23 protein-coding genes and 3 pseudogenes are annotated in these 25,335 nt (G+C 65.7%); 12 read left to right on the forward strand and 14 right to left on the reverse strand.

Going from position 1 to position 25,335, the window contains the following annotated elements; translation table 11 throughout:
* Positions 1-13: 13 nt before the first annotated feature.
* The 4 genes and pseudogenes from istA to R5O87_RS02365 all read left to right on the forward strand — a co-directional run bounded on the left by istA (position 14) and on the right by R5O87_RS02365 (position 3,902).
* A pseudogene (gene istA / locus R5O87_RS02350) lies at positions 14-1,538 on the forward strand (IS21 family transposase).
* 74 nt (positions 1,539-1,612) lie between these two features.
* A pseudogene (gene istB / locus R5O87_RS02355) lies at positions 1,613-2,322 on the forward strand (IS21-like element helper ATPase IstB).
* A 397-nt stretch (positions 2,323-2,719) separates the two neighbouring features.
* Positions 2,720-3,247 carry a hypothetical protein gene (locus tag R5O87_RS02360; RefSeq protein ID WP_410555425.1) on the forward strand — a complete coding sequence of 176 codons (528 nt, stop codon included), beginning with the start codon at positions 2,720-2,722 and terminating at the stop codon, positions 3,245-3,247.
* A gap of 205 nt (positions 3,248-3,452) precedes the next feature.
* On the forward strand, positions 3,453-3,902 hold the full coding sequence (locus R5O87_RS02365; RefSeq protein ID WP_410555426.1) for a Rieske (2Fe-2S) protein: 450 nt from the start codon (positions 3,453-3,455) through the stop codon (positions 3,900-3,902).
* A gap of 118 nt (positions 3,903-4,020) precedes the next feature.
* On the opposite strand, the gene R5O87_RS02370 is transcribed toward R5O87_RS02365, so the two are convergent.
* Positions 4,021-4,512, reverse strand: a complete 492-nt coding sequence (locus R5O87_RS02370) for a hypothetical protein (RefSeq protein WP_410555427.1) — start codon at positions 4,510-4,512, stop codon at positions 4,021-4,023.
* A 231-nt stretch (positions 4,513-4,743) separates the two neighbouring features.
* On the opposite strand from R5O87_RS02370, the gene R5O87_RS02375 reads away from it, so the two are divergent.
* A complete protein-coding gene (locus R5O87_RS02375; RefSeq protein ID WP_410555428.1) occupies positions 4,744-5,181 on the forward strand; it encodes a VOC family protein in 438 nt (145 codons plus the stop codon).
* 39 nt (positions 5,182-5,220) lie between these two features.
* Here R5O87_RS02375 and R5O87_RS02380 read toward each other — a convergent pair whose 3' ends face one another.
* From R5O87_RS02380 to R5O87_RS02415, 8 genes and pseudogenes are all read right to left on the reverse strand, one after another.
* Positions 5,221-5,991, reverse strand: coding sequence for an NAD(P)-binding domain-containing protein (locus tag R5O87_RS02380; RefSeq protein ID WP_410555429.1), 771 nt, complete (start codon positions 5,989-5,991; stop codon positions 5,221-5,223).
* A gap of 63 nt (positions 5,992-6,054) precedes the next feature.
* A complete protein-coding gene (locus R5O87_RS02385; RefSeq protein WP_410555430.1) occupies positions 6,055-6,396 on the reverse strand; it encodes a YciI family protein in 342 nt (113 codons plus the stop codon).
* A gap of 105 nt (positions 6,397-6,501) precedes the next feature.
* Positions 6,502-6,947 (reverse strand): annotated as a pseudogene (locus R5O87_RS02390) (GyrI-like domain-containing protein); the annotation flags it as partial.
* 113 nt (positions 6,948-7,060) lie between these two features.
* Positions 7,061-8,062: a Gfo/Idh/MocA family protein gene (locus tag R5O87_RS02395; protein WP_410555431.1), complete on the reverse strand. Its 1,002-nt coding sequence runs from the start codon at positions 8,060-8,062 to the stop codon at positions 7,061-7,063.
* Between the two features lie 86 nt (positions 8,063-8,148).
* Positions 8,149-9,222, reverse strand: a complete 1,074-nt coding sequence (locus tag R5O87_RS02400; RefSeq protein ID WP_410555432.1) for a DNA polymerase IV — start codon at positions 9,220-9,222, stop codon at positions 8,149-8,151.
* A gap of 126 nt (positions 9,223-9,348) precedes the next feature.
* A complete protein-coding gene (locus R5O87_RS02405; protein WP_410555433.1) occupies positions 9,349-9,486 on the reverse strand; it encodes a hypothetical protein in 138 nt (45 codons plus the stop codon).
* 88 nt (positions 9,487-9,574) lie between these two features.
* The gene (locus R5O87_RS02410) at positions 9,575-10,132 is read right to left on the reverse strand and encodes a hypothetical protein (protein ID WP_410555434.1); all 558 of its coding nucleotides are present in this window, start codon (positions 10,130-10,132) and stop codon (positions 9,575-9,577) included.
* Between the two features lie 42 nt (positions 10,133-10,174).
* A complete protein-coding gene (locus R5O87_RS02415; protein ID WP_410555435.1) occupies positions 10,175-12,661 on the reverse strand; it encodes a PEP/pyruvate-binding domain-containing protein in 2,487 nt (828 codons plus the stop codon).
* Between the two features lie 420 nt (positions 12,662-13,081).
* Between R5O87_RS02415 and R5O87_RS02420 the strand changes: the two genes are divergently transcribed.
* A complete protein-coding gene (locus R5O87_RS02420; protein ID WP_410555436.1) occupies positions 13,082-13,321 on the forward strand; it encodes a hypothetical protein in 240 nt (79 codons plus the stop codon).
* 24 nt (positions 13,322-13,345) lie between these two features.
* Here the strand turns inward: R5O87_RS02420 and R5O87_RS02425 are convergent, their stop codons facing one another.
* Together R5O87_RS02425 and R5O87_RS02430 are read right to left on the reverse strand one after the other, a co-directional pair.
* The gene (locus R5O87_RS02425; RefSeq protein WP_410555437.1) at positions 13,346-13,696 is read right to left on the reverse strand and encodes a hypothetical protein; all 351 of its coding nucleotides are present in this window, start codon (positions 13,694-13,696) and stop codon (positions 13,346-13,348) included.
* 251 nt (positions 13,697-13,947) lie between these two features.
* Positions 13,948-19,446, reverse strand: a complete 5,499-nt coding sequence (locus R5O87_RS02430) for a peroxidase family protein (RefSeq protein ID WP_410555438.1) — start codon at positions 19,444-19,446, stop codon at positions 13,948-13,950.
* Between the two features lie 590 nt (positions 19,447-20,036).
* Between R5O87_RS02430 and R5O87_RS02435 the strand changes: the two genes are divergently transcribed.
* The 3 genes from R5O87_RS02435 to R5O87_RS02445 all read left to right on the forward strand — a co-directional run bounded on the left by R5O87_RS02435 (position 20,037) and on the right by R5O87_RS02445 (position 22,767).
* Positions 20,037-21,287, forward strand: a complete 1,251-nt coding sequence (locus R5O87_RS02435; protein WP_410555439.1) for an Nramp family divalent metal transporter — start codon at positions 20,037-20,039, stop codon at positions 21,285-21,287.
* A 149-nt stretch (positions 21,288-21,436) separates the two neighbouring features.
* Positions 21,437-22,267, forward strand: a complete 831-nt coding sequence (locus tag R5O87_RS02440) for an oxidoreductase (protein ID WP_410555440.1) — start codon at positions 21,437-21,439, stop codon at positions 22,265-22,267.
* Between the two features lie 50 nt (positions 22,268-22,317).
* The gene (locus R5O87_RS02445; protein ID WP_410555441.1) at positions 22,318-22,767 is read left to right on the forward strand and encodes a hypothetical protein; all 450 of its coding nucleotides are present in this window, start codon (positions 22,318-22,320) and stop codon (positions 22,765-22,767) included.
* Between the two features lie 41 nt (positions 22,768-22,808).
* Here the strand turns inward: R5O87_RS02445 and R5O87_RS02450 are convergent, their stop codons facing one another.
* The 3 genes from R5O87_RS02450 to R5O87_RS02460 all read right to left on the reverse strand — a co-directional run bounded on the left by R5O87_RS02450 (position 22,809) and on the right by R5O87_RS02460 (position 23,736).
* Positions 22,809-23,114: a hypothetical protein gene (locus R5O87_RS02450; protein ID WP_410555442.1), complete on the reverse strand. Its 306-nt coding sequence runs from the start codon at positions 23,112-23,114 to the stop codon at positions 22,809-22,811.
* Between the two features lie 124 nt (positions 23,115-23,238).
* Positions 23,239-23,541 (reverse strand): alpha/beta fold hydrolase, encoded by a 303-nt coding sequence (locus tag R5O87_RS02455; protein WP_410555443.1) that lies wholly within the window; start codon positions 23,539-23,541, stop codon positions 23,239-23,241.
* 12 nt (positions 23,542-23,553) lie between these two features.
* A complete protein-coding gene (locus tag R5O87_RS02460) occupies positions 23,554-23,736 on the reverse strand; it encodes a hypothetical protein (protein WP_410555444.1) in 183 nt (60 codons plus the stop codon).
* A 174-nt stretch (positions 23,737-23,910) separates the two neighbouring features.
* Between R5O87_RS02460 and R5O87_RS02465 the strand changes: the two genes are divergently transcribed.
* From R5O87_RS02465 to R5O87_RS02475, 3 genes are all read left to right on the forward strand, one after another.
* Positions 23,911-24,060 carry a hypothetical protein gene (locus tag R5O87_RS02465; RefSeq protein WP_410555445.1) on the forward strand — a complete coding sequence of 50 codons (150 nt, stop codon included), beginning with the start codon at positions 23,911-23,913 and terminating at the stop codon, positions 24,058-24,060.
* Positions 24,051-24,707, forward strand: coding sequence for a hypothetical protein (locus tag R5O87_RS02470; protein ID WP_410555446.1), 657 nt, complete (start codon positions 24,051-24,053; stop codon positions 24,705-24,707). The genes R5O87_RS02465 and R5O87_RS02470 overlap by 10 nt, the downstream gene beginning before the upstream one ends.
* 186 nt (positions 24,708-24,893) lie before the next feature.
* Complete coding sequence (locus R5O87_RS02475; RefSeq protein WP_410555447.1) at positions 24,894-25,328, forward strand: SRPBCC family protein; 435 nt, start codon at positions 24,894-24,896, stop codon at positions 25,326-25,328.
* Positions 25,329-25,335: the final 7 nt, after the last annotated feature.

The following is a 25,335-nucleotide window of genomic DNA, read 5'->3' on the forward strand; positions in this document are numbered from 1 at the left end:
GAAGAGGCCCTGTATGAAGCATGACGGAGAAATCATGGAAATTCTTGCTGCCTACGATCTGACTGGATCGTTGCGCGCCACGGCGGAGCTCACGGGCTGCTCGCACCACACTGTTGCCAGGCATGTCGCGGCGCGGGACGCCGGCCGGCCAATCGCCGAACCTGGGCCCCGGCCAAGGGTCACGGACGATTACCTGCCCAAGATCGAGGAATGGATCGAGACGTCCAAGGGGCGGATCCGCGCCGACAAGGCCCACGCGAAGCTCCTCGCCATGGGGTATGCGGGCTCGGAGCGGTCCACCCGCCGTGCGATCGCGCAGGTCAAGGCCGCGTGGCGGCTGGGACACACCCGCGTTCACCGGCCGTGGATCACCGAGCCAGGAATGTGGCTGCAGTACGACTTCGGCGACGGACCACGGATCGGCGGAGTGAAGACCATCCTGTTCGTTGCCTGGCTGGCGTTCTCGAGGTTCCGGATCGTGATCCCGCTGCGGGACCGGACCGCGCCGAGCGTGTTCGCCGCTCTGGACCGCTGCTTCCGGATCCTGGGCGGGGCACCGACCTACGTCCTGACGGACAACGAGAAAACCGTGACCACGGCCCACGTGGCCGGGGTGCCGGTGCGGAACCAGCAGACCCTGGACTTCGCCCGCCACTACGGGGTCACCGTGCTGACCTGCCAGCCGGCGGACCCCGCCACGAAGGGAGGCGTCGAAGCGTCCGTGAAGCTGGCCAAGGCCGATATCGTTCCCGAAGAGACCAACCTGCGGGCGGACTACAGCTCCTTCACTGAACTTGAGGCCGCCTGCGAGGCGTTCATGGACGAGGTGAACAACCGGGAGCACCGCACCATCCGGCGCAAACCTGCAGCGGTGCTGGCAGAGGAACAGCTCCGGCTGCACCGGATCCCGGACACGGCGCACACGGTCGCGTTCGGACTGGCCCGCACGGTTCCGGGGAACACGCCGATGGTCACCTTCGAGAACGCCCAGTACTCCGTGCCCGCGCATCTGCTCGGCGCGAGGGTGTTCGTCCGCTCCCACGGCACCGAGCCCGATGAGCAGGTCATCATCGTCCACCACGGCCCCGCCGGCCCGGTCGAGGTCGCCCGCCATCACCGGGCCAGGCCGGCAGCCCCGCGATCATCGATGAGCACTTTCCCGGGACCAGGACCAGGATCCCGGCGACTACGCCGTGAAGGCACGCAACGCCGGTGAGGCCGAATTCCTTGCCATCGGCGAGGGCGCCAGGTCCTGGCTCGTGGAAGCCGCCGGGACCGGGACGGCCCGGATGAACGTGAAAACGGCCGAGGCCGTGACGCTGGCCAAAATCGCCGGCGCCGAGGCGGTGGACCGGGCCCTGGGCGACGCCGCCCTGCATGGCCGCTTCGCTCACGGCGATCTGGCTTCGATCCTCAACGCCAACATCCGACGCACCACCACCCACGCCGCGGACGAGACCCGGTCCCTGACCCAAGGCACCAGTGCCTGGGCCGGCCTGGGCACTGAACCCGCCCCTGTGAAGGAGCCGAACCGATGAGCCCTGTCAGCACCACGAACACCACCGCGCCGCCCCTGCCGGCCGAACTTGAAGCGTTGATGCGGCAGCTGAAAATGCCCCACGCCCGCGCCCTGGCCCCGGAACTCATCGCGACCGCACGAGCCCAGCGCTGGGAACCGGCAGAGATCATCAAAGCCCTGTTCACCGAAGAAACAGCCGGCCGGGCCCGGTCCATGCTCGCCACCCGGCGCAAGGCAGCAGGCTTCCCCACAGGGAAAACCTTCGACGCCTGGGACCCCACCGTCTCCTCCATCCCCGCGCCGACCCAGCAGGCCCTGCGCACCCTGGAATGGATCAGCCGCAGGGAGAACCTGGTCGTCTGCGGACCGTCCGGCACCGGAAAAACCTTCTTCCTCGAAGCCCTCGGCCAGCAAGCCGTCGAAGCCGGCATGCGCGTGGCCTGGTTCAGGCTCGAGGACCTCGGCGCCCTGATCCGGGCCCACCGCACCGACGACAGCGTCACCCGGGCCGTGGCCAAATCCTGCGCGCCGAACTCGTCGTGATCGATGACATCGGGCTCCTGCCGGTGGCCACGGACGCCGCCGAAGGCCTCTACCGGGTCGTGGACGCAGCCTACGAAAAGCGCTCCGTCGCGATCAGCTCGAACCTGCACCCGGCAGGCTTTGACGAGCTCATGCCCAAAACCCTGGCCACCGCCACCGTGGACCGGCTGCTGCACCACGCCCATGTCTGCCAGACCAGCGGCGATTCCATCCGGCTCACCCAGGCCCTCACCGGAAAAGGAGTCACCCAACTGAACTGACACGACCCCACGATGGCCAACCCCGCCGAAACCTTCAGTGGGCAGATCTGTTGGCCATCACCGGGCAGTTTCACTGGCCACCAGCGGGCACATTAACTGGCCGCCGTTGGGCAGAAACTAATGGCCATTGACACTCGGTCCAGGACTTTGAGGAGGATGAAGGCCTCCAGCGCAGTTTGGCCTGGCTCGAGGGCATGCACTTCGAGCCCGTTGAGTACTTGCTCGACCGGTACTCTTTGTTCTCCCTCAGCCGGGGCTCCTGAATGACTTCCCATGAAGGGAAAGACTACACGCGGGAAACGAAGGGATCTCGCGTTGAAAACCTGTCCCCGCGGAGGGTTCGGCTCCTGGTAATCCGATCGTCAGAGTATTCGAATTCAATAGATAGGATTCGCGGATGAGGATGTCGTACCCGCACTGGATCCAATTTCAAGGTCAGAGGCTCGGTCTCGTGTGGCAAACGGACGACGAGGCGGGTGATGAAGGTGAAACCGACGGCGTTCTCGCTTACAACGGCCAGATCGTGTGGGCCCGCACCGAAGAGGAATTCTCCGAGTTGGCCAGTCTGCACAACCTCACTTTGGAAGCAGGCAACGAGGAACCTCAGAATCTTGACGGGATCGAAGAACTTCTCCAGCTGCCGGCGTCGGATGACACCTGCGCCCAGTTGCTGAACGCGTGGAACCTGCTCGGCGACATCGCACGCAGCGTGAATGCATCACTTGATGACCGAGGATCAGAGGCCGACAAGTGCTACGACAAACTCTTCTACGGCAATAACCTCCCCAGCATTACTCCTCCCGGTGAGCATTACAGCCCGTACTTCGATGACCACGAGCAGCGTGTCATCACCGAAATCCTGGACCGTGGCCGGGTGATTCTGAAGAGCCGCCTCGACCCTCGCGCCACGACGCCTGGAAACTGATTCGGCCAAATGGCCAGTTGGGCAACCGTTCTACTGGCCCTTTCTGCTCGCAAAACGGTTGCGCTGGGGTGACTAGCTTCGATTGGCATAGTCCATCGGATTTGGCACTGGCGGCGGTTGGTTAACCCGATGGATCAGTAGCTACGTCCTGCGTCCGCTTCGACAGCATCCCAAGAACCGGACGCGGAGTTGACATGATAGGTCCATGAGTTCCGGAAAACCCCTGCCCAGACGCTTCCTGCTGCTGGGGACGGCTGCCACCACAGCGGGCGGTGCACTGGCCCTGTCCGCCTGCTCCGGCGCATCCACAGGCAACACAACCGTCTCTGCCGCTCCCGGCGCTCCGGCGCCACCCGGCCGTCCCTTCCGGATCGGCAAGCTCAACGACATTCAAGTCGGCGACACCGCCACCGGGAAAGCCAACGGAAGGACCATCGTTGTCTTCAGACCTGAAGACCGCAAGGTCGTGGCCTACGACGCAACGTGCACGCACGCCGGCTGCACGGTGGCACCAGCCGGGACCACCTTCGAATGTCCCTGTCACGGCTCCACGTTCAACGGATCGGACGGAAGCGTCATCAGCGGACCGGCGCGCCGTCCTCTCACGCCTGTGACCGCCGCTATCGATGGGGACTGGATCACGATCGTCGCCTGACCGACCGGATCCCAAGGGGCAGGTGTTGCCTCTGAACCCGGCAGCCTCGATTTGTGTGCTTCCCTACCCTGCACAGGCGAACTGCAGAGACAGTGGGAATTGCATGGACGATACTCATTCAATCTTCAAATTTTGGTGCCAGCGAATGGCAATTTGTGTTTAGCGAAACCGGGCCTAGTGACTGTCGGAACATGACCACGTCCCCATAGCGTTCAGCGATCTCTATAACTGTCCGATTGTCTGCCAAGCCGGGGTCCCCGCGTTTGATCAGGACGGAGACGACCACGGTATCCCGGGATGTATCGAGTCCGACGGAATCAACACCTCCTCTGGAGTCTTTGAGATACCCCTTCACCAGGGTGTTCTTCACCGCGTCGAGCTCGGACCAAGACCACTGGGCGTCCCCGGTGACAACCCGTTTCCGACCAGGATCAAGTCTGTCTGCCAGGCTCTCGAAAATTGAGGCGGCCTTGTCGCCAGGCTCCGCAACGCCGACAAGAATCTTCGAGGAATCCGAGGAGAAGTAAGCCCCGGAGAAAGTGCCCGGATGGGCGGCAACGTAGTCGTCAATCTTGTCGCCTATTGCATTCCCCAGAGCCTGCATATCCATCTAAACTCGCGCAGCCCGACAGGCAACAGAGCAATCCAAGAATGCCCACCAACAAAGGTTTGAAAACATTACTCACCTGTCGCCATCCCCTCGAATCCTTAAGCGACCTATTCGCTGGCAACAAAGGGGTGTCAAGGAATCAGCGTTGGCGTCCTGAGGCCCGGGGCTGTGCGTGTAGCCGAATACCTGACGCTGCTGGACCTGCACCGTGCACCTCGGTAGCGTGCAACCATGACCATCAGACTTGAGAACGTCGGCATCGCCGTTCGCGATCTCGAAGCAACCATCGCTTTCTTCACCGACCTCGGTCTCACGGTTGTCGGCCGGGACACCGTTAGTGGCGAATGGACCGACACTGCCGTCGGCCTTGACGGCAATCACGCCAAGATTGCCATGCTGCAGACGCCAGAAGGGCAAGGTCGCCTCGAGCTCTTCGAGTACATCCACCCCGAAGCGATCGAAACGGAGCCCACTCGTCCCAACGAGATTGGCATGCACCGCGTCGCCTTCTCAGTCGACGACATCGACGAAGCCTTGGAGATAGCCGCCAAGCACGGCTGCCATCCGCTCCGCGGTGTGGCGACGTACAAGGACATCTACAAACTGTCCTACGTCCGCGGTCCCAGCGGGATCATCGTGATGCTTGCCGAGGAACTGAAGAAGGACTAAGCGCCGTCGGCGCGCAGCACAGTGTGCGGCTGGACCTCGCTACTTCTGAGTGATCCTTGCAAGCACCGCGTCGAGGCCAGCCTGCACAGCGTCGTACGTTCCTGCGGCTTCAAGATGGTGCGCGAACTGCTCGTTGAGGCCGCCGGGCGTGGTGTGTGCCTGGGCCAGAGCTGCGAAGTTCGTTCCAGAAGATTCGAGCTCGGTCGACAAAGCGGCGAAGGTGTCGGCAACGTAGCGATGTGCGTCGGCCGCCGGGATGCCTCGATCGGACAGCCAGCCTGTGACCCTTCCGAGGTAGCGGAAGTACGCCGCGACCGTGGCGGATGCTGCGGATACCGATTCAAATGCCAGCTCGTTGACGATCTCCAGGCTCCCGCCAAGCGGGTCGTAGAGTCCCTTTACGGCCGGCGTTGCCGGGTATACCGGTGTCACGCCTCCGCGGGTTGCCACGGCTGGGAGCGGGATGCTTCGTGCGATGTCCGTTGCGGGCGCAACGAGTCCGGCCAGCTGCGCGACGGGGAAGCCGGCTACCGCGCTGACTACGGCCTGGTCAGCGCGGAACTGCAGCCCGGCAAGTACCTCTGCCGCGTCATTGGGCAGCAGGCAGACGACCACGACGTCGCTGCCGTCCACGACCTGCTGGTTGTCCGTGGCCACCCGCACCGACGGGAACCGGGCCGCGAGATCAGCCGCACGTTCGGCATTTCTCGGGGACAGGACCACCTCTGGCGGCGCGGCCGCCCCGTCGCAAAGCCCCGTGACGATCGCTGTTGCGATCGAGCCAACTCCAACTACGCCGTATGTGGTCACCCGAAGACCCTACCCCAGGACCGACGGCGACTGCACCGCCCGTAATTTGCCCCGCGCCCCGCCTCAGCTGGCGGGATCGAATGCGAAAGCCCGCACCTCCTGTGCGCACCGGCAGGCGGCGGCGAGCTTCGCGGCCCACTCCAGAGCCGCATCGTACGAGGGAAGCTCAAGCACGGAGTACCCGCCTTCGAGGTGCGCCGTCTGAGGGTAGGTGCCCTCCCTGACTGTCCCATCGCCGTCGACCATCACGGGCGGGATGCTCTCGTTGATGCCGCCGCCGAATACCCAGACACCAGCGTCCTTGGCGTCCTGAACGACAGCGCGCGACGCAACCGATGCGGCTTGCAGTTCTTCCTCAGAGACGACCATGGCCGCACTTGGAAACGAGATCAGATACTTGGTCATCGCGTCGACTCCTTCTTCACAGCACCGGGTATGCGTTCATCCTCGTCCATGCCGTTGTGCCGCGCAAAGGTCCGGAGCCGACTTCGGCTTTGTTTCATGAACGCCCTAGGCGCGTTCCACCGGCAGCCACAATTCGCAGGTGGCCGTGCCGAGGCCCTCGGGCACTGGCGTCGTTTCGCCGACGGCTACGCCGTGGAGGTAGGTCAGCTCGCTGCCTTCCGTATAGTCGGGTCGACGTCGGCACTCACCTGGAGCAGGCCCGCCGGCTCGGTATCGCTCAAGGCTTTGAGGCGCAGGTGCTCGGCTTCGGGGAGCGAGGCGATGTGCGCCTGGATGTGCGGATTGACACCGTGGTGAATGAGCGGCACTCGGGACGAATGGCCGACGAGCCGGAACGCCGGTTGCTCTGCGATGCGGGTGTCCATGGAGCTGTTCCCTTCTACGGTCAGGCGGAACCTGAGCTGCGGTTGCATGCGAAGGGGGCCGCCGTTTTTGCTCACGTCGCCGGGGCCGACGCCATGCACCGACCGGAAGGCGCGGCTGAATGCCTCGATGAATTCGACGAGCCGGTTGAGGACTGCGATCACGGTTTCCCCTTTCAGCATTAAGTCTGCTGATCAGCCTCGGCCCGCACCCGACTTTTCCGCTTCGATTCGATCGCGGTTCACTCCCCCGGCAGGCGCTCCTGTTTCCGTGCCGCGCTGTCGAGAGCCTCCAGCACCTTCGTGTTGTTGGCCGCATCCGCGAGGTCGTAACGGAGCGGCGTACCGTTGAGGATGCTGTCCGCAAAGTGCTCGCCCATCCGAACGAAGTGGTTTTCGCCCCTGACCTTGTGGTAAATCGTGTCCTGCCCGAAATGGTGCTCCTCCAGGACCGAGTCCTCCTCCAGGAGCCCATAGGGATTGTCCAGGTAGAGCCGGCCCTCGGTGCCCGTGACTTCCAGAAAGTTGCGGCGCTCGAGGTTCACCCCGGTATCAAAAAGCGCGGTGGCGCCGTCAGGAAAGCGCAGCATGCCCGCGATGCTGGTGTCGATTTGGCCGCCGTCGTTGGCGTCGCGGTAGTTGCCAAAGGCCGCGACCTGCACCGGTTCCTGTGCCGTGACCATCCGGCTGATGTTGACGCAGTAGCCGCCGGTGTCGAACAGCGCGCCGCCGCCCAGCCCGGTGTACCAGCGGATGTTGTCGTCGCCGCCGGCGTCGAAGGAGTGGGCGACATGGATGAAGGTCAGTTTCCCCACCACGTTCGCACCGAGAAGCTCCTGCAGCTTCTCGAACCGCGGGTGGAAGCGGTACATGAAACCTTCAAGCACTTTCAGCCCGGTCTCATCGGCCTTGCGCGCAATCTCCCGGCATTCAGCCACGCTCATGGCCAGGGGTTTTTCGCAGAGTACGTGCTTGCCTGCATCCAGGGATTTCAGAATCCACTCGAGATGCAGTGCGTTCGGCAGCGGAATGTAGACGGCGTCGATGTCCGGGGATGCCAGCAGCGCCGCATAGGAGCCAAACGCCTGCGGGATGCCGTGTTTGTCCGCGTATTCCCTGGCCTTTTCCTCGGTGCGGGAAGCGATACCTACGACCTCGCCGTTTTTGGTTTCCTGCAACGCCGGAATTGTCTTGCGGACGATGCGGGCAGTGCCCAGAATGCCCCAACGAAGTTTCTCGCTCATTAAAATCTCCTTTTTTCAAAACCTAACCCGACGCACGAGGGTGCTGTCCACCACCATCGGATATTCGGACTCCCCCAACGACGGCGTCACCAACCACCGCGCGTTGGCGTGTGTCCCTTCCGGGCGTCGTCCGGCATGGCCATTTCGGCCCGCAGGCCCAGGAGCCGGATGGGACGGCCCGCTTCGATCGTGGCTGCGAGGTCCAGGACCCGCGCGAGGATTTCGCTCCGGTCGAATGTCTCGGGGATCTTCTTCGCATGGGTGGTGGTGAAGAACGGCGCGTAGCGGACCTTGAGGGTCACCCCAATCACGGGCCGTCCTTCGGCCACAACGTCCTCAAGAACGCGCGCTGTCAGCTCCCTGACAGCGTCGTATACCTGGGCAGGCTCGGTCAGGTCGCGCTGGAAGGTGGTCTCCCGGCTATGCCCGCGGGCAACCCACGGGGTGTCGTCCACAACGCTGGCGCCGTCCCCGCGTCCGAGCTCCGCGTACCAGGGGCCCATCTTTGGCCCGAACTCCGGGACAAGGTCCTGGGGGTCGCATGCGGCGAGCTCGGCGACTGTGTTGATGCCGAGTTTGGCGAGCCGGCCCGACACTTTGGCTCCGACGCCCCACAGGTCTTTGGTGGGCCGGCTGCCCATGACGTCGAGCCAGTTCCCGGACGTGAGACGGAAGACGCCGGCCGGCTTGCCGAAGCCGGTGGCCACCTTGGCCCGGACCAGGGTGTCGCCTATGCCCACGCTGCAATGCAGTTGCGTCCGTTCCAAGACAGCGGCCTGGACCTGCCGGGCGTAGGCCTCCGGATTCTCTGTTTCAGTGCCCACGAAGGCTTCATCCCAGCCCAGCACCTGCACGGTGGCACCGGGCTGCGCCCGCAGGGTTGCCATCACGATTTCAGACGCCGCGAGATACGCCTCATGATCGACGGGCAGGATCACAGCCTCCGGCACTTTCCGGGCTGCAATGCGCAAGGGCATTCCGGAACCGACTCCGAACGCCCGGGCTTCATAGGATGCTGTGGACACCACAGCCCGTTCCGTGGGGTCGCCCCGGCCGCCGACAATGATCGGCTTGCCAGCAAGCTCCGGCCGCCGAAGCACCTCGACGGCCGCGATAAACTGGTCGAGATCGACGTGCAGTACCCACGGGATTCCGCTCACGCCACCAGTCTGCCCTAAAGATCCCTGGCAGGCACCGGCCCGCCAGGGGGTTGGCCGCGGTGCCCGCGGCCTGATGCCTAGGTGGCCGGTCTATTTTTACAGCGGGCGATCGGATGGGAAAGCCGTTCACCCATACAATTTCTCACTCCCCTGGGCGGTCGTTTCGTCACGCTCCAGGAGGAAGCGCAGGAAGGCGGCCTGGTTGTCGATTTCCCGCTGCTTGCGGGGGGAGACCCAGTCCAGAACTTCTTTGTCGTCAGCCATTATGTTCACCCCTTTCAGCCTCGTTTTTATGCTCACGCCGTTCGGACAAGATCGGCGAAAGTTTCAGGCAAGAAAGGCGAAGGACTTGCTACATCCCGCCGCGGGCCGCACGGATCTGGGCGCGCCGGCCCTGCAGATACGGTTCGATGTCAGAAACGCGGTGCAGTGAGACCGTGCTTACGTCCAGTTGCGCCGTCCCTTCCAGGACCAGGCCCTTGCCGTCATGTCGCCCCGCAGCCCACCAACGGCCGGCCTCGCGCCATACTTCGAACACCTCTTCCGCTCCGTCGACCGGCAGCGGCACTTCCTCGCCCCGCTCCGATGTGAGCATCTGCAGGCGCCGTGACAGGTCGTTGCCGCTGGCAGGAGGGCCATCGAGAATCAGCCGGCGGTGGGCAGCGGCCAGCCGCGGATCCTCACTGGTGGTGGTAACCCGGACCATGGGGCCGGATTCGCGTGAACCATATTCAAGGCCCACAGCCGCGGACGGGCTGCTGCCCAGGTCCCACTCCCCTACGGCGATGGGGCCGGACCACTTGTCGAGTCCGTAACAGGTCAGTTCGCCGAAGGACTCGCGAACGAGTTCCTCCAGGCGCCCATATTCATCCCAGAATTCGTCCGGCGAAAGCCACCCCGTCACCTTCATAGCGAAAGTATGACAGCGCAGGCCCCGCGGGCGGATGCGCACTCAGCCGGTCGCGGCCGCACGCACCGTCCCCGCGCTGCCGTCCACAATGACGCGCTGCCCCTCGGCCAGGATGCCCGTGCCCGTGCCGGTTCCCATGACGGCGGGGATTCCGTACTCCCTCGCCACAATCGCCGCATGGGAGCCAAGGCCTCCCATGTCGACGACGACGGCGGCCGCTCGCTGGAACAGCGGCGTCCAGGAAGGATTCGTGTACGGACAGACCAGGACGTCGCCGCTGCACAGCCGGCCGAACTCGTCCGGTCCCCTGATGATCCGCACCGGCCCCTCGGCACGGCCGCGGCTGGCCGGCGAACCGGAGACCAGAACGCCCTCCGGACGGCGGCGTTCCTTGAACAGCAGGGCCGTGTCCAGCAGCGGAATCCCCTCAAGTTCGCGGCGTTTGGCCGCCCTGGCCTGCACGAGCGGCCGGTAACGCTGCTTGACGGAAGCCGGCAGCGCGCCGCCGTCGTCCGTTATTGCCTCCAGTTCCTCGAACCGCAGGTGGTAGACATCCTGAACGTCATCAATCACACCGCCAGCAGCGAGGCGCCTGCCGAGCTCCCGGTATGCGCGGCGCACGGGCGGGATGACCTTCGTGGCGTAGAAGTGGCTGTCCTCGCGGAACGCCATGCCGGCCCGGGCGTCGTCGACGGCGGCCAGCACCTGCCGCCGGACGCCTCCGAACCGCAGGAACGGATGGCGCTTCAGCGAGGACAGTGCCGCGCCGGTCTGGTCAGCGGTGGCGGGCCGCTGGCCCAGGAGCGCCTTCACCAGCCCCAGCACAACCTCGGGGGCGTCGGACCAGGTGGGCGAACTGCTCAGCACCACGCTGACGGTCTCGCGGTTCCCGTATGCGCGCAGGAACCCGGCGAATGCCTCCCGGAAGGCGGCGTGCGCCGGGTCCTTTTCCACCAGCTGCAGCAGGGCCGGGCCGTCGGATGATGCGAAGGCGTCCGCCAAACCGGGATCGGTCCGAACCATCGCGGCCAGCTGCTCCAGGGCCCGGTTCGCCCCGCTCGTCATGGTTTCAGCACCCGCAACAAGTGCGGACGCGAGCTTCAGGCGCCCCAGCAGCAGGAGCATGAGGCGCAGCCGAAGCATGGGCAGGAATATCCCTGGCATGTAGGAACTGCGCAGTTCGGTGACGCCCCGCATGGTGGCGAATGACTCCCGCGCAACGCCCACAACCTCGTTCCAGCGCAAGGCTTCCGGATCCCGCGCGTTGAGCCGGTCCACCTGCTCCAGGAAGGCGGTGAACCGGGGATCGTTCCTCCAGTCCGCCATGTTGAACTGCCTCGCGCGGCGGGCCAGGGTAAGCGGTGCGGCCAGGGTGCGGAGCGTCAGCCGCGGGACCGGCGGCACCAGCTGCATCACCACGCCGTCCTCCTCGGGCAGCAGCTCCGCGACGCTGGGGAACCGCACTCCGACGCTACCGGCCATCCGGTGCAGCATCGCAAGGATCCCCTGCTCCATCCAGCCGGACACATCCAGCGGATAGGGCCGCTCCTGGAACATCTCGACGAAGAACGGCCCCACCCGCCGCTGCACCGCGTTGAGCCGCAGCGGCTGCGGCGGCAGCGCCGTCATGGGCCGTGACTGCAGGACATGGATCCGGCCGCCGGCTAGCGCCCATTCCATATCCTGCGGCCGGCCGAAGTGCTCCTGCGCCCTGCGGCCCAGGTCAGCCAGCTCCCGCAGATTGGCTTCAGCCAGGGAGGGATCCGGGCTGTGGCTGACGGACTGCTCCACGGTGCCGCCGCGTGCGTCCGGGCTGATCACCACCTCGCCGCCGCCGGGAGCGAAGCTGCGGGTCCTGCCCGCGCGGTCCAGCACGTAGTGTTCGGGCGTCACCCTCCCCGAAACCACCGACTCCCCCAGGCCCGGACTGGCGTCCACAACCATCTCGCCGCGCTCACCCGTAACAGGGTTCGCCGTGAACAGGACGCCGGCCACGTCGGCCGGCACCATCTTTTGGACGACGACGGCGATAGCCACCTCCCGCGGGTCGATCCCCCGCCGCCGCCGGTAGGCAATGGCCCGGTCGGTCCAGAGCGACGCCCAGCAGTCGGCGACCGCTTTGGCCACGGCCTCCTCGCCGACGACATTCAGGAACGTGTCCTGCTGTCCGGCGAACGCCGCCCCGGGCAGGTCTTCGGCGGTGGCGCTGGAACGGACTGCCACGGCTCCCCCGCCCAGGGCGGCATATGCGGCACCAATATCCGCCCGCACAGCCGGGGGCATGCCAACGTCGGTGAACAGCGCGCGGAGGGCGCCGCCGTCGGGCATGTTCTGATCCATGCCGTCCAGGGCCGCCCCGATCCCAGTGACGGTGAGGAGCGAGCGGTAGGCGTCCGTGGTGACGATGAATCCCGGAGGCACCGGAAACCCGTGCCGCAGCAGTTCGCCCAGTGCGGCACCTTTCCCGCCGGCGTCCGCAAGGTCAGCGGTCCCGAAATCTCCAAGGGGACCGGTCATCCTTTGTGTCATCCGAGACTCCTTCCGGCGGGGCAACGTCGTTGCCGGCGGACGCCGCAGGGCCGTCCGGGCGTGTAAAAGGTACTCCACAGCCGCTTCCCCCGCATAGTGTCCGGGCGCCAGGAATGCCCTTCACCGCAGGGTTGCGCGACGTTACGGGGACCTCTTGACCCCTCCCGGTATCGGGACCAAACTCAGTACTGATTACCAATTTAGAGATTCGTGAATTCCTGCCAACACCCCGTACACAGCGCCGTGGGCTGAACCGGACAGCGGAGTGTTGACGGGCCGGTGCCGCGATTGGGGGCAGGTGGGCATGAGTACCTAGGCTGTGTGCGTTTGGCGGGTTCTGCACGTTTCGCGGTGCACCAGGGCGCAAGCCCCGGCGGCCGCTGCAAATTTATGTAGGGTCTCAAATCCGAGGAGCACCTCATGGGCCAGCGGCCGATTGTTGAGTGGTGGGATGAGCTTGATGAAGTCACGAAGAAGTGGCTCGTCGAAAATCCCGGTTGCGTGGTTCTGCCGCGGACCGTGGCAAATGTGGTTCACCAGGCCTCGGGCGGCCGTGTCGCCCAGGACCAGCACGGCGAACACCAGCTTTCAGCGGCGGAGCAGTCCTTCATCAGGGCAAAGAGCAAGGCTGCCCAGGTATCGGCAGGCAAGCACGCGTAGATCCGGTGGCTGCCCGCCGGAACGTTACCGGCCAATGGTCAGGGGCTTTACCGGCAATACACACGACACACGTTCCAGGAGAACGACGGCGGGCCCCGCCACGCGGTTGTTCCTTCCGGTGTCGTCGCACCAGTCAATGTTGTACGGGACCGCCGTGACTGCCGCCTTTCCGCGCGCAGCGCGGGCCGGGACGACGAAAGCGTAAGTAAAGCCGCCGCCGTCGTTCATTGCGGAAGTAGTGTTGACCACTTTCGCGCCCGAGGAATCGGTCACGCTGATCTGGATCCGGGCGTTCGCGCCGTAGCGGGGATTGCAGTCCGCGTCCTGCGCCTGGACGGTGACGGTCTCCCCCGGCTTCGCAGCTGAGGGGCTCACCGAATATGCCGGCGGAAAGCACGGCGGTTCGCCGGGCGGAGGGAACGTGCAACCGGCAGCGGACATCACCACCATCACGCCAACGGCAGCAGCGGCGGCGAATCCCCGGCATGCCTCACAGGAAGCCACACCGCCATTATGGCCCGCGGAGGGACCAGACAGCACGGCGCCACACAGCACACACAACGGAACGGGGACCGTCTGCAACAGACGGTCCCCGCACCCTTGGTTACTGCGGACTAACTAAATGTTCACCGCGTTCCGGTGGTGAAGGTCCAGCTCCGGTTGACGAACGGGTTGCCGGCCAGGTCGTGTTTCGAGGACGAGATCGACACGGTGTAGGTCCGGTTCGCCGCCAGAGTGGCCGACGGGTTCAGCGTCACTGCCCGGGTGGCGTTGTTGTAGCTCACCACGGCCGGGATCACCGTTGTGCCGAGCCGCAGCACCACCGTTCCCGTGCTGGCGCCGGTGATCGGTTCGCTGAAGCGGGCCGTCACGTTGGCCGTCCGGGACACTCCCCGTGCCGAGATCCCGGGGCTTACCGAGACCAGTGTGGGGGCGGGCCCTGTGGTGAACTGCCACGACGTGAACGCCATGGAGTTTCCGGCCGTGTCCCGGACGGAGGAGACCGCCAGGGTGTAGGTCCGGTCAGCCAGCAGGTTCGCGTTCGGGTTCACCGTCGCCGTCCGGGTCGCGTTGTTGTACGTGACCGTGGCCGGGACGACGGTGGTTCCGAGCCGCAGGACCACAGTACTGCTGGTGACGTTGGCCACCGGCTCGCTGAAGGTGACAGCCAGGTTGTTGGACTGGCTGACCGACTTCGCTCCGGCTGCCGGGGTCCGTGCCGTGATGGTAGGGGCAACAAACTCCGTGCGCGGCGTCGCAACTGCTGTCCGGGCCGACCTGGCCCCGGTGCCGGCCGAGTTGATCGCAGCCACGTCGAAGGTGTAGCCGGTGGCGTTGATCAGCCCGTCCACGACGGCGCCCGTTCCGGTGCCGACGGTCAGTGTCCGTGCCGGGGTGGTTGCGGAACCGACGAACGTGCGGACCTCGTAACCGGAGATCGGTGCACCGCCGTCGGAGGCCGGAACGGTCCAGGCCAGCGTCGCTGCCGCATTACCCGCTACCGCGGTCACGCCGGTGGGAGCACCGGGCGCTGTGGCTGCGGGCGGTTCGACGGGTTCCACGGTTGCTGCCGGAATCACCACGTTGGACGCTGCCGAGAACGGGCTGGTGCCCTGGGCGTTCGTTGCCGAAACCTGGAACACGTACTTGTTGCCGTTGGTCAGGCCCGGCACCACGAGGCTGGTGTCCGTACCCGGCGCCGTGAGCAGGCCGCCCACCTGGACACCGGCCGGGTTCGTCGTCACATCGAGCGTCTTCACGTTGAAGCTGCTGGCGACGCCGACGGTCGGCGCGGTCCAGGTAACCGTGGCCCGGGCGTTGCCGGCGGTTGCGACGCCGATGACCGGAGCGTTGGTGACCACCGTGTCGGCGAAGGCGAGCTGCTCGATGTTCCGCAGCGTGTCGGTGCCGTCGGCGCCGACATTGTCGGTGACCGTCGTCGTCGAACCGGGTGAGCCGAGGGTGCCGTCGCCGCCGGTGGTGGTGACGGTGTAGTTGGCCTCCGGTCCGGAGAACACTGCGGTGTCCATGTTGCCAGCGGTCTGGGCCGCCGTCGGCGTGATGACTTCACGGACTGCCACCAGGTTGCCGGGGTCAATGACGCCGGCGGCGACGTCGGCCTCCAGGGTGTGGGGGTTGCCCGCCTGGTAGGTGTGCTCCATGAGGTCCGTGCTGCCGATTTCGGTGGCCGGGTCGCTCGGGTTGGTTCGGACGCTGATCCGGACCTGCACGTAGCGGTCGCCGTCGAGGACATCGTTGGCGCCGCGGCCTTCCAGCCGGTCGCTGCCGAGGCCGCCGAGCAGGATGTTGCCGTCGCCCCAGACCGGTCCGGTGAGGGGGCAGGCGCCCATTGCCGAAGCCGCCGCGATCGGTTCCAGCGGCGTGCTGGGCACGGGGAGGATATCCCCCAGGCCGGCGATCCTGTCGATGCCTGCCTGGTCGAGGACGTCGCAGCCGCTGAAGCCGGCGCCGCCCACGGTGCTGGGCGCCCGGTCGTCACCCTTGATCACGTCGTCGAACGCGGACCCGGAGTTGGCTTCCGTCTCCTGCCACCGGTCGCGGTTGACCACGATCTGCAGCGGGAGGCCGCCCAGGTTCTGGTTGATCTTCATGTCATCGTTGGCGCCCACCGTGTCGTACTGGTGGATGGCCCAGTCGAACCCGGCCGCACCGGCGAACCGGTCGATCGCCGCGTTGGCGGCCATGAGATCGTCGCCGCCTTCAGCGTCGTAGTCGTTCTCACCGACCTGGCCAACCATGATGTCGTTGCCCGGTTTGGTCTGCGCCGGGTCATCGAAGAACGGAGCGCCGTGGTCGCCCTGGAGCAGATCCTGCCCTGAGCCGCCCTCGATCCAGTCGTCGCCGCCGTCGCCGAACACCGCGTCAGCACCGTCGCCGGCCCGGACGAAGTCGTTGCCGGGACCTGCGAACGTCTCGTTGTCGTTGGCGCCGCCGTTCATGAAGTCCTGGCCGTCGCCGCCCATCATGATGTCGTCGCCGATGCCGGCATTGGTGTAGTCGTTGCCGGGACCGCCCTTGAGCACGTCGGCACCGGACAGGTCAGTGATCCTGTCGTTGCCTTCGCCGCCAAGCGCCACGTCGTCGCCGCCGTTGCCTTCGATGACGTCGTTTCCGGCGTTGCCCCAGAAGGTGTCATTGTCGTTGCCGCCGGTGATCCGGTCCACACCGTCGGTGCCGTTGTACACGGACTGGCCGTTGATGCCGGACGGATCGACGGTGTTCTTCTCCTGGTACTGGATGGTGCCGTCAGGCTTCCGCAGGAGCAGCGCGCTCTCGTCGCAGTCGGTCGTGGTGTCGTTGGCCACTGTCGGACCTGAGGCCGTGAACCCTGCCGGCGTGCCGGCGAGGTTGCCCAGCTGGAACTTGCAGTCAGCCGTCGCAAACACATCGGCCTTCAGCGTGTTCACACCGTCGGTGTTGCGCATGATCATCTCGGCGAAGCTGTTGCCTTCGAGCTGGGTGCGCAGGTTCATGCCGGGCGTGCGGGCCAGGTAGTACAGCCGGTCGCCGTTCTGGAGGTCCGTCAGCTGGTTCTCGAAGACGTAGTTGAACGTGCTGCCGAGGAGGCCGCCGAAGAGGTTGGTCTTCTCGGCGAGGCCGCCGACCCAGAGGTCAACCTTGTTCAGGCCGGTCTCCTGGTTCGCCCATGCTCCGGAGCTGTTCATGAAGTCGATCATGTCCGCCGTGGGAGGCGTGGCCCCGGGGCCCGGATCCACCATGGCCTTGGCGGCTGCGCGCTTGTCCGCCAGGGTGGTGGCGTTCACGATGCTCGGGTACGTGCCGTAGGCGGCCACGAAGTTGATCAGCGACTCGGGGTGCTTGATGTTCTGGCCGTAGTCGGCCCAGCTGGTGTACGGGGTAAGCTGCCCGTCACCGGTGGAGTCGTGGAGCTGGCGGCGCACCTCGTTCAGAGGCGGGACACCGGCTTCACGGGCACGGGTCATGTTGATCGTCGCGAGGTCAAGCGGCAGGCCCAGCAGGTTGTTGCGGAGCGTGTCGGTGACGAACTCGTCGAGCTCGTTGCCCGTCTGGTCGCTCATGCCCATGACGACGGCGCCCGCGGCCTGCTCCGAGGTGAGCTGGTTCCCGTGGCCGTCGTCGGTATACGACGGCGGGTTAAGGAAGCCGTTCAGCAGCGGGATGGAGTTGTCCGTCCCGTCCGGGTTGGTGCGGGCGATGGTCTCGGTCAGCATCGAGTGGCCGAACCGGTACACGGCGTGAGCGAACTCGGCGTGGATCGCGGCGTTGATGTCCGTGTGGTACACGTGGAACGGCTGGATCGCGGGCTGGACCTTGCGGGCGAACTCCTCGAAGACCAGGTGCTGGTATTCCATCTCCGTGACGAAGCGGGCGGCCTGGAAAAGGCGCTCGCCGTTCCATCCGTCTGCGCCGCCTGCCAGCTTCCATTCGGCCAGTGCCGCGACGCCGGTGACCGAGGTGTCGTTGGTCAGGGTGTTCTTGAAATCGTCCACGAGCCGGTCGTGTTCGGAGTGGAAGATCTGGTGGATGGTGGTGAGGCCGATGTTCTCGTTGACGCGTCCGTCGCCGGCGATGAAGTGCGCGTTCAGCATTTCGTCGTCGTAGGTGCCCGGGGGCTGGCTGGCGAAGTCAGCCGAGGCGACAGTGTCGGCGTCGGGGGACGGCGTAACCGGCGGGGTTGACGGGTTGTGGTCCGTGTCCTGGGGGGACGGGTCGGCGTTGTGCGCGATGTCGGTGAGGAACGGGGTATCGAAGTATCGGACGTTCGCCGGCACCAGGGTGCCAAGGCCGCCGTTGTCGGCGCGGTTCGCCTCGACCAGGCCGTCAGCGGTCACGAACTGCGGGAGGCCGCGGGCCGGACCGGGGATGAACTTGCCGTAGGGGTCGACGGCGAGTTGCGGCACGTTCAGGACGTCCTTGTCCAGCAGCTGGATGCCGAGCAGCGTCTTGGCCTGTTCCTTGACGGTTGCCCAGGTGGCCATGCCGTTCGCAGCATTGGTGCCTGCGGCACCGCCGAGCAGCTTGCCCGTGGAAACCGGCTTGCCGTCGGGGTCGTTCACGTACTGGCGCAGGAAGACCTGGTGGGACGGGTGCGACGTGTAGGTCTGGGACTGGTCCACGTACGGAGAGTCCGTGTTGGACGCATTCTGCTCATCGTCTGCAGTTCCCATGATGCCGTCAGGGCCGGGGAGGTTCTGCGCACGTGTCAGCACCATGAAGCGCTGGTTGGCGGGCAGGTCGTCGGCGTTGCCGAAGATGTGGTCCTTGCCTGCGACCAGCGGGTCATCGTCCCGGAGCGGCACGAACACGTTGCCGCCGCTCTTGACGGTCTGGTCCACGCCGTGGTCGAAGAACTGTCCGAACAGCGTGAACATCGAGTTGTAGGGTGGCGAGAGGCCGACGTCGGTGGTGACGTTCGGAATGAAGAGTGTGTTGTGCGAGGGCACGCAGCCGGCGGGATCACCCGCCACCGGCGGGGTGGCCAGCGGATCCGGGTCGGTGATGCACGGGTGGACGCCCACGTTGCCCTGGGTACGGACCGGGAATCCGGCGGCAGCCACGGCTGCAGGGTTGGTGGAGGTCTGGTCCACGATCAGGTTACTGATGTCTCGCGGCTTGCTGTCGAAAACGTTCCCGCTCTTCTGCTTGTAAGAGGTGGGGCCGGCGGGACCGAAACCGGCGGGGACGGGGTCTGCGTCATTGAAGACCGGCGTGGTGTAGCGGGGGAACTTCTGATCAGCGGCGCCGTAGGTTTCACGCCCGGCCAGGAGGTTGTTGCACGATCCGTCGACGGTGCGGAGACCGTACGAGGTCAGCGCGTCCGGGATCTGGTTGGGGCCCGTACCGATGAGGGCGCCGCAGGGGCCGGTGGCCGACGTCGTGTTGGCCACATGGGCTTCAGCGATCTTGATCTGCTTGAGGATGAACGCGAGGTCCGAGGCCGTGACGGTAAAGCCCTCACCCACCGGGGCGGTCACCGCGTGGGCCGCGATGGTTGCTGACTGGCCGATGGCCGCCACGAGGGACATGACCACGCCGGCCGCAACGACGCGGTTAGGGGCGCCGAACAGGCGCCGCCGGCTCCCCAGCGCGTGCTTCGGGCGCCGTGGCGCTCCACGGGACACCGTCCGATCACCTCCGATGGCTTTTATTGGGTGGAACACTTTCATGACGCACCTGCCTATTTTGTTGATTGCACGCTCTGATTGAACGTTGCATTGGACGGTGCAAGATTGCGGAGGATGCCTTGCGGAAACCTTGGGCCGTTTTTGCCGGTAACGGCGCCGTTTGCACTGGCGGCCAGGCCTGCGCCCAATGCTTTCTAGGCTGTTTTGGCGCGGCAGCGGCGCCGACCTCCCCCAGATCAGGGGGTGCGCCCGCTCCAGACAGCCGGCCCCGCCGGGGCTTTCCGCAAGTGGCGCTGCCTAGCCTGACCAGCTGCGTGATTCTCAGGTAATTCCCAGCTGTTAACAAGCCTGTCCGAAGGATTGCTCTGGAACCTTGTCCCCAGTTGCCACACACATTCGTGGGACTGCCGCTAGGAAGGCCCCGCACCGCCTCTCACGAGGTGTGCGGGGCACTCTCCTCTTAACGACGAAGGAAGGTGCCCACCGGCCAGATCCAGCATCCACCTGCCCGCCTAATCCCTACTTTTCGGTATACCTAAATCTCGACTATCCTCGTCTTATCGGTACCCCAAAGACGAGGATGGATGATGGCTGTTTCGACCCTTTCAGAACGCACCGCACCGGCACGGGTGTGGTCGCGCCTGCTGCTGCTGGGTCCGGCGTTCGTGGCGGCCATCGCCTATGTCGACCCGGGCAACGTCGCAGCGAACCTGACGGCCGGGGCGAGCTACGGCTACCTGCTGGTCTGGGTGCTCGTGGCGGCCAATGCCATGGCCGTGCTGGTGCAGTACCAGTCCGCCAAGCTGGGCCTGGCCACCGGCATGAGCCTTCCTGAAATCCTGGGAAAGCGCTTGGGTACCCGCCGCCGTCGGGCGTACTGGGCGCAGGCGGAAATCGTGGCCGGAGCCACCGACATGGCCGAGGTGATCGGCGGTGCCGTCGCACTGAACCTGCTGTTCGGACTTCCGCTGCTGGCCGGCGGCGTCATCATCGGCCTCGCGTCGATGGCACTGCTCTCACTGCAGTCCAACCGGAGCCAGAAGTCATTCGAATTGGCCATTCTGACGCTCCTGGGCGTGATCGCCGTCGGGTTTGTGTCCGGCCTGTTCGTCAACCCGCCGGACGCCGGCAACGCCCTGACCGGCCTGGTGCCGCGCTTCGAGGGGACCGACACCATCCTGCTTGCGGCGAGCATGCTCGGCGCCACGGTGATGCCGCACGCCATTTACCTGCACTCTGCACTCGCCCGGGACCGGCACGGCTTCTCCGAAAACCCTGTGGTGAGGACGCGCCTGATCCGGGCCACCCGCTTTGACGTGGTGGGCGCCCTGCTGCTGGCCGGCGTCGTTAATATCGCCATGCTGCTGCTGGCGGCCTCGAGCCTGCGCGGCGTGGAAGGTACGGACACCATTGCCGGCGCGCACGCGGCCGTGACGTCGGCACTGGGCCCGGCGATCGGCGTCGTGTTCGCCATCGGACTTCTCGCCTCCGGCCTGGCCTCCACCTCCGTCGGCTGCTACGCCGGTGCCACCATCATGGGCGGGCTGCTGAAGGTCCGTATTCCGCTGCTGACCCGCCGGGTGATCACCCTGATTCCCGCGCTGGTGATCCTCGGGGCCGGCATCGAGCCGACACTGGCGCTGGTGCTGAGCCAGGTGCTCCTGAGCTTCGGCATCCCGTTTGCGCTGATTCCGCTGATCCGGCTTACCGGGAAGCGCGAGGTCATGGGGATCCACACTGATTCGCCGCCGCTGAAGATCGCTGGCTGGACGAGTGCCACGCTTATCGTCGGCCTGAACTGCGTGCTGATCGTCTTGACCGCGCTTGGCGTGTCCTGACGGTTTGCTTTAGGTGATCCTCCCGCCCCGGCCTCCTTGGAAGGCATTGGCGTTACCTGTATCAGCAGCCACTGCCATGGCCGCCCGGAGTACGGTTTTCTGGACATGTGAATCGCTAGTCCCGAATGACCGACGGAAGGTAAATCGAAATGACCACATGGATCATCACAGGCTGCTCCACGGGACTTGGCCGCGCCCTCGCCCAGGCCGTGCTCGCCCACGGCCACAACGCGGTGGTCACCGCGCGGAACGTGAACGCAGTGAAGGACATTGCGGCCGATTACCCTGACACTGCACTGGCACTCCCCCTCGACGTCACGGACAAGGAACAGATCGGCTCGGCGGTGCGGCAGGCGCAGGCCCGGTACGGCGGCATCGACGTCCTCGTCAACAACGCCGGCTACGGCTACCGTGCCGCCGTGGAAGAAGCGGACGACGCCGACATCCGCCAGCTGTTCGACACGAACCTTTTCGGCGCCGTCGATATGATCAAGGCAGTCCTGCCGGACATGCGTGCAAAGCGCGCCGGTGCCATCCTGAACATCTCCTCCATCGGCGCGCGCATCTCGCCCGCCGGCTCCGGCTACTACTCCGCCACCAAGGCGGCCCTGGAGGGCCTTTCGGGTTCGCTGCACAAGGAGCTCCAGCCGCTCGGCATCAGTGTCACGGCCATCGAACCCGGCGCGTTCCGCACCGACTTCGCCGGCCGTTCACTCACCCAGTCGGCGACGGCGATTCCGGACTACGCGGAGACGGCAGGCATGCGCCGCAAGGAGCACGACACCGTCCACGGCACCCAGCCGGGCGACCCGGTCAAGGCAGCGGAGGCGATCATCGCCGTCGTCGAAAGCCCCAACCCGCCGTCGCTGCTGGTTCTCGGCCAGGACGCCTACGGTGCGTTCGCCGCCGTCGCGGACGCGCAGCGCGCGGAACTGGACCAGTGGCGCGACCTCAGCCTCAGCACGGGCATCGACGAGTAACAAACGGCAAGGCCCGGAAGCCTGCCGGCCCCCCGTGCAACAATCAGCGGATGGAAGATCCGGAGGCCTTAATAGTCAATTGGCCTTCGCTGCTTTTCGCACTCCTTACCGATTCTGCTCTTGTCTGGGGGCCGGCAGCCGCCACCTACTTCCTAGTGCCCGGACACGTGGTCCCGGCCGTGATCGCTCTTGTGCTGGTTTTTTGGGCACTGAACTGGGCGCTCTATTCCCGCGGCAACACCCTGGGCACGTATCTCGGCGGCTTTCGTCTCCGGACGCGGCGGCGGCAGGCGCCGGGGCGGAAGTACGGCCTGGCGCTTGCCACCGTCAATCTTGGATCCCTGCCGGCATTGGCCGTGCTGGTCGCGATCAGCTATTCGCCAGTGGGTGATGCCTCAGGGCCGCTGGGAAGGGCCGACAGCTACCCTCTCCTTGGAGAGCAATTCCGGCGGCGCCGGTTCCTGCAGGCCGCAGACGACTATTGGGAGAGGTGGAGCTGACGGGCCGTCGGGCGTCTGGTGTTTGGCGCTTTGCCCGCCGCCTATTCGGCTTCGAAGCCGAGGCGGTCGCGGACAAGCTTCGTGACGACGGCGGCGTGCTGGTTCTTCTCCGCGCGGGCTTCCGATTTGAGCGTCGCCAGATACGCGACGTAGGCGGCAGTCCGCGTGTCGTACGCGGCGGCGCGCGTTTCGAGTGCGAGGGCAAGGGTGGCATGCGCCTGGGCCAGCCTGATCTGGAGCTCGGCGTCAACATCGGCGCCTGAGAGTGCTTGCTCGGCGGCGGCCAGCAGGGCCCGGGCGACGTCGGCATGCTCATCCGCGGCGCGCTGGCCGAGGTCTGGCTGCATTGGCTCTGCCTCTCTTCGTTCAGCTCCATGCTCAACCCGCGACGGCGGACGCGAGATGTGGAGTAAGCCTAAAGCACGATTCGCGGTTCCGTTATGCCCCGCTTTTATCCCCCCGTCTGTCAGCTCAGGGCGGACCAGCCGCGATTTCTTCGACGGCGCCGATAAGCGCGGTCAGCGATTCCGGGCCGCCGTGCCCCTCGTTCTCGAGGACGATGAGCCGGCTGCCCTCCCAGCGCTGGTGAAGGGTCCAGGGCGTGATCACGGGCCCACTGACGTCTCTCCGGCCATGAATCAGATAGCCGGGAATTCCATTGAGCTCGTGGATCCTGTCCATGATGACTTGCCCGATGCCAAGGAATGCGTCCTGGGACCAGTAGTGGGTGACGAGGATGGCCAAGGTCATGCGCCTGCGTTCGTCGTCGAACATCGGCCCGGGCTGCTACAGCGGATCCAGCGAGACGTGCGTCGATTCCCACCGGACCCATGCCAGGGCAGCCGCCTCGGCATCGTCCCGGTCCTCGCCCGCGAGGCGCCGGGCGTACGCGTCCGCCGGGCGTTCCCCGGGCCGGCATTTGGCATGGTTTGAGAACTCCGCCCACGCTTCCGGGAAGATCCGGCCCACGCCCTCGGTGATCCACTCGACCTCGTCGCGGCTCCCCGCAATGTCCTCGATCAGGGCCCGGGTGGTGTTGGCCGGCAGGGAAGCAAGATCGTCCTGGACGGCCGGAGTGCTACGAGATGGACCTCGGCAGGGGTAGGGTCAGTGCAAGCGTCGGATTGGGGAATGGGGGAACCGATGAGGCTCGAGGGTTGGCACGTCGTCGTGTTTTTGGCCTTGGTGATGATGGCGGTGGTCGTCGTTGCGGTGGTTTTTATCGCCCGCTGGGTTCTGCGGGTGGCCAAGGGACGGACTGACGGCGAAGGTTCGGGGCCGTCGTGGCGTTAGAGGAAGCCTCTGCGGTACGTCCGGGTCCTTCTAACGGCCGTGATCCCTGGACCAGGCAGGAATGGGCGGCCGTCACCCACCGCAGCCCATCCGCCCGCCCACTGGCTGCGGCCCTGTGGCTGTTCGCCGCCGGCACACTCGCATGGCTGCTGGTTGCCGGAGCCACCAAAACTGCAGCTGACGCAGCGCCCTGGCTGGTCCTTGTGGCCTGGTTCGCCTACGTCGCCCAGTGGCGGCCGTGCCTGCTCATTGTCGGAGACGGCTTCGAAGTGATCAACGGTTTGCGCGATCACCGGATACCGTATGGGGCGATAGAGGACATCGAAGTTCGCTACACCACGGTCATCTGTGCCGGCGGGAGGAAATATGTCAGTTGGGGTTCGCCCACGCCTCCGTCCGCAGCCGGGTCCGGGTTCCAGCATCTGAGCGATTTGAAGAGCCGCCCGTATACGGTCCTCCCGAGCAACGAGCGGATCAGCCAGCCGGTGGCGCTAACCGGGCGTGACGCCATCGTTGCCGCTTGGCAGAACGCGCGCCATGCCGGAATCTCCCTCAGCCAGGATGGAGTCACGTCAACCTGGAACATGCCCGCGGTCGCCGTCGGGGTTCTTGCAGTGCTTGCGGTGGTTATCGCGGTTCTGTTCTAACCCGGAGCACCATCGCCATCACGTTGAACGGCGAGAGCTGATAGGGCGTTGGGGGAAGACCGGCAGGAGCTGAAAGGGCGTTGGGGGAAAACCTGCAGGAGCTGATAGAGCGTCGGAGTTGGAGCCACTACGCTGAAGCCTGCCGATCTTTCCGCCCGACCGCCCGCACTGCCCCAGAGGAACCACATGGCCCACGCCGAAAACGAAGTCACCATCAACCGGCCCGCATCAGAGGTCTACGCGTTCCTGGCTGACGGGCTGAACAATCCAAAGTGGCGTTCCGGCGTGCAAAGCATTGCGCTCAAGGAGGGCGTGGCGGGTGAAACGGGTGCGGTCTACAGCCAGACGCTGACCGGGCCGAAGGGGCGCCCCCTGCAGGGCGACTACAGGGTCACCGATGCCCAGCCCGGCCGGCTCCTGGGCTTTCAGGTGGTTGCTGGTCCGGCGCGCCCGGTCGGCAGCTACGCACTGACGGAGAGCGGCGACGGCACCAGAGTCCATTTCAGCCTAGACCTCAAGCTGCCGATCCTTATGCGGGTCCTGGACTCCCTCGTGACCAAGACCATGGAGTCCGAGGTCGCCCAGCTGCACAAGCTGAAGGAAGTCCTCGAGGCCCGGTAAGTTAACC

Source organism: Arthrobacter globiformis, assembly GCF_046536215.2.
GTDB lineage: Bacteria > Actinomycetota > Actinomycetes > Actinomycetales > Micrococcaceae > Arthrobacter > Arthrobacter globiformis_E.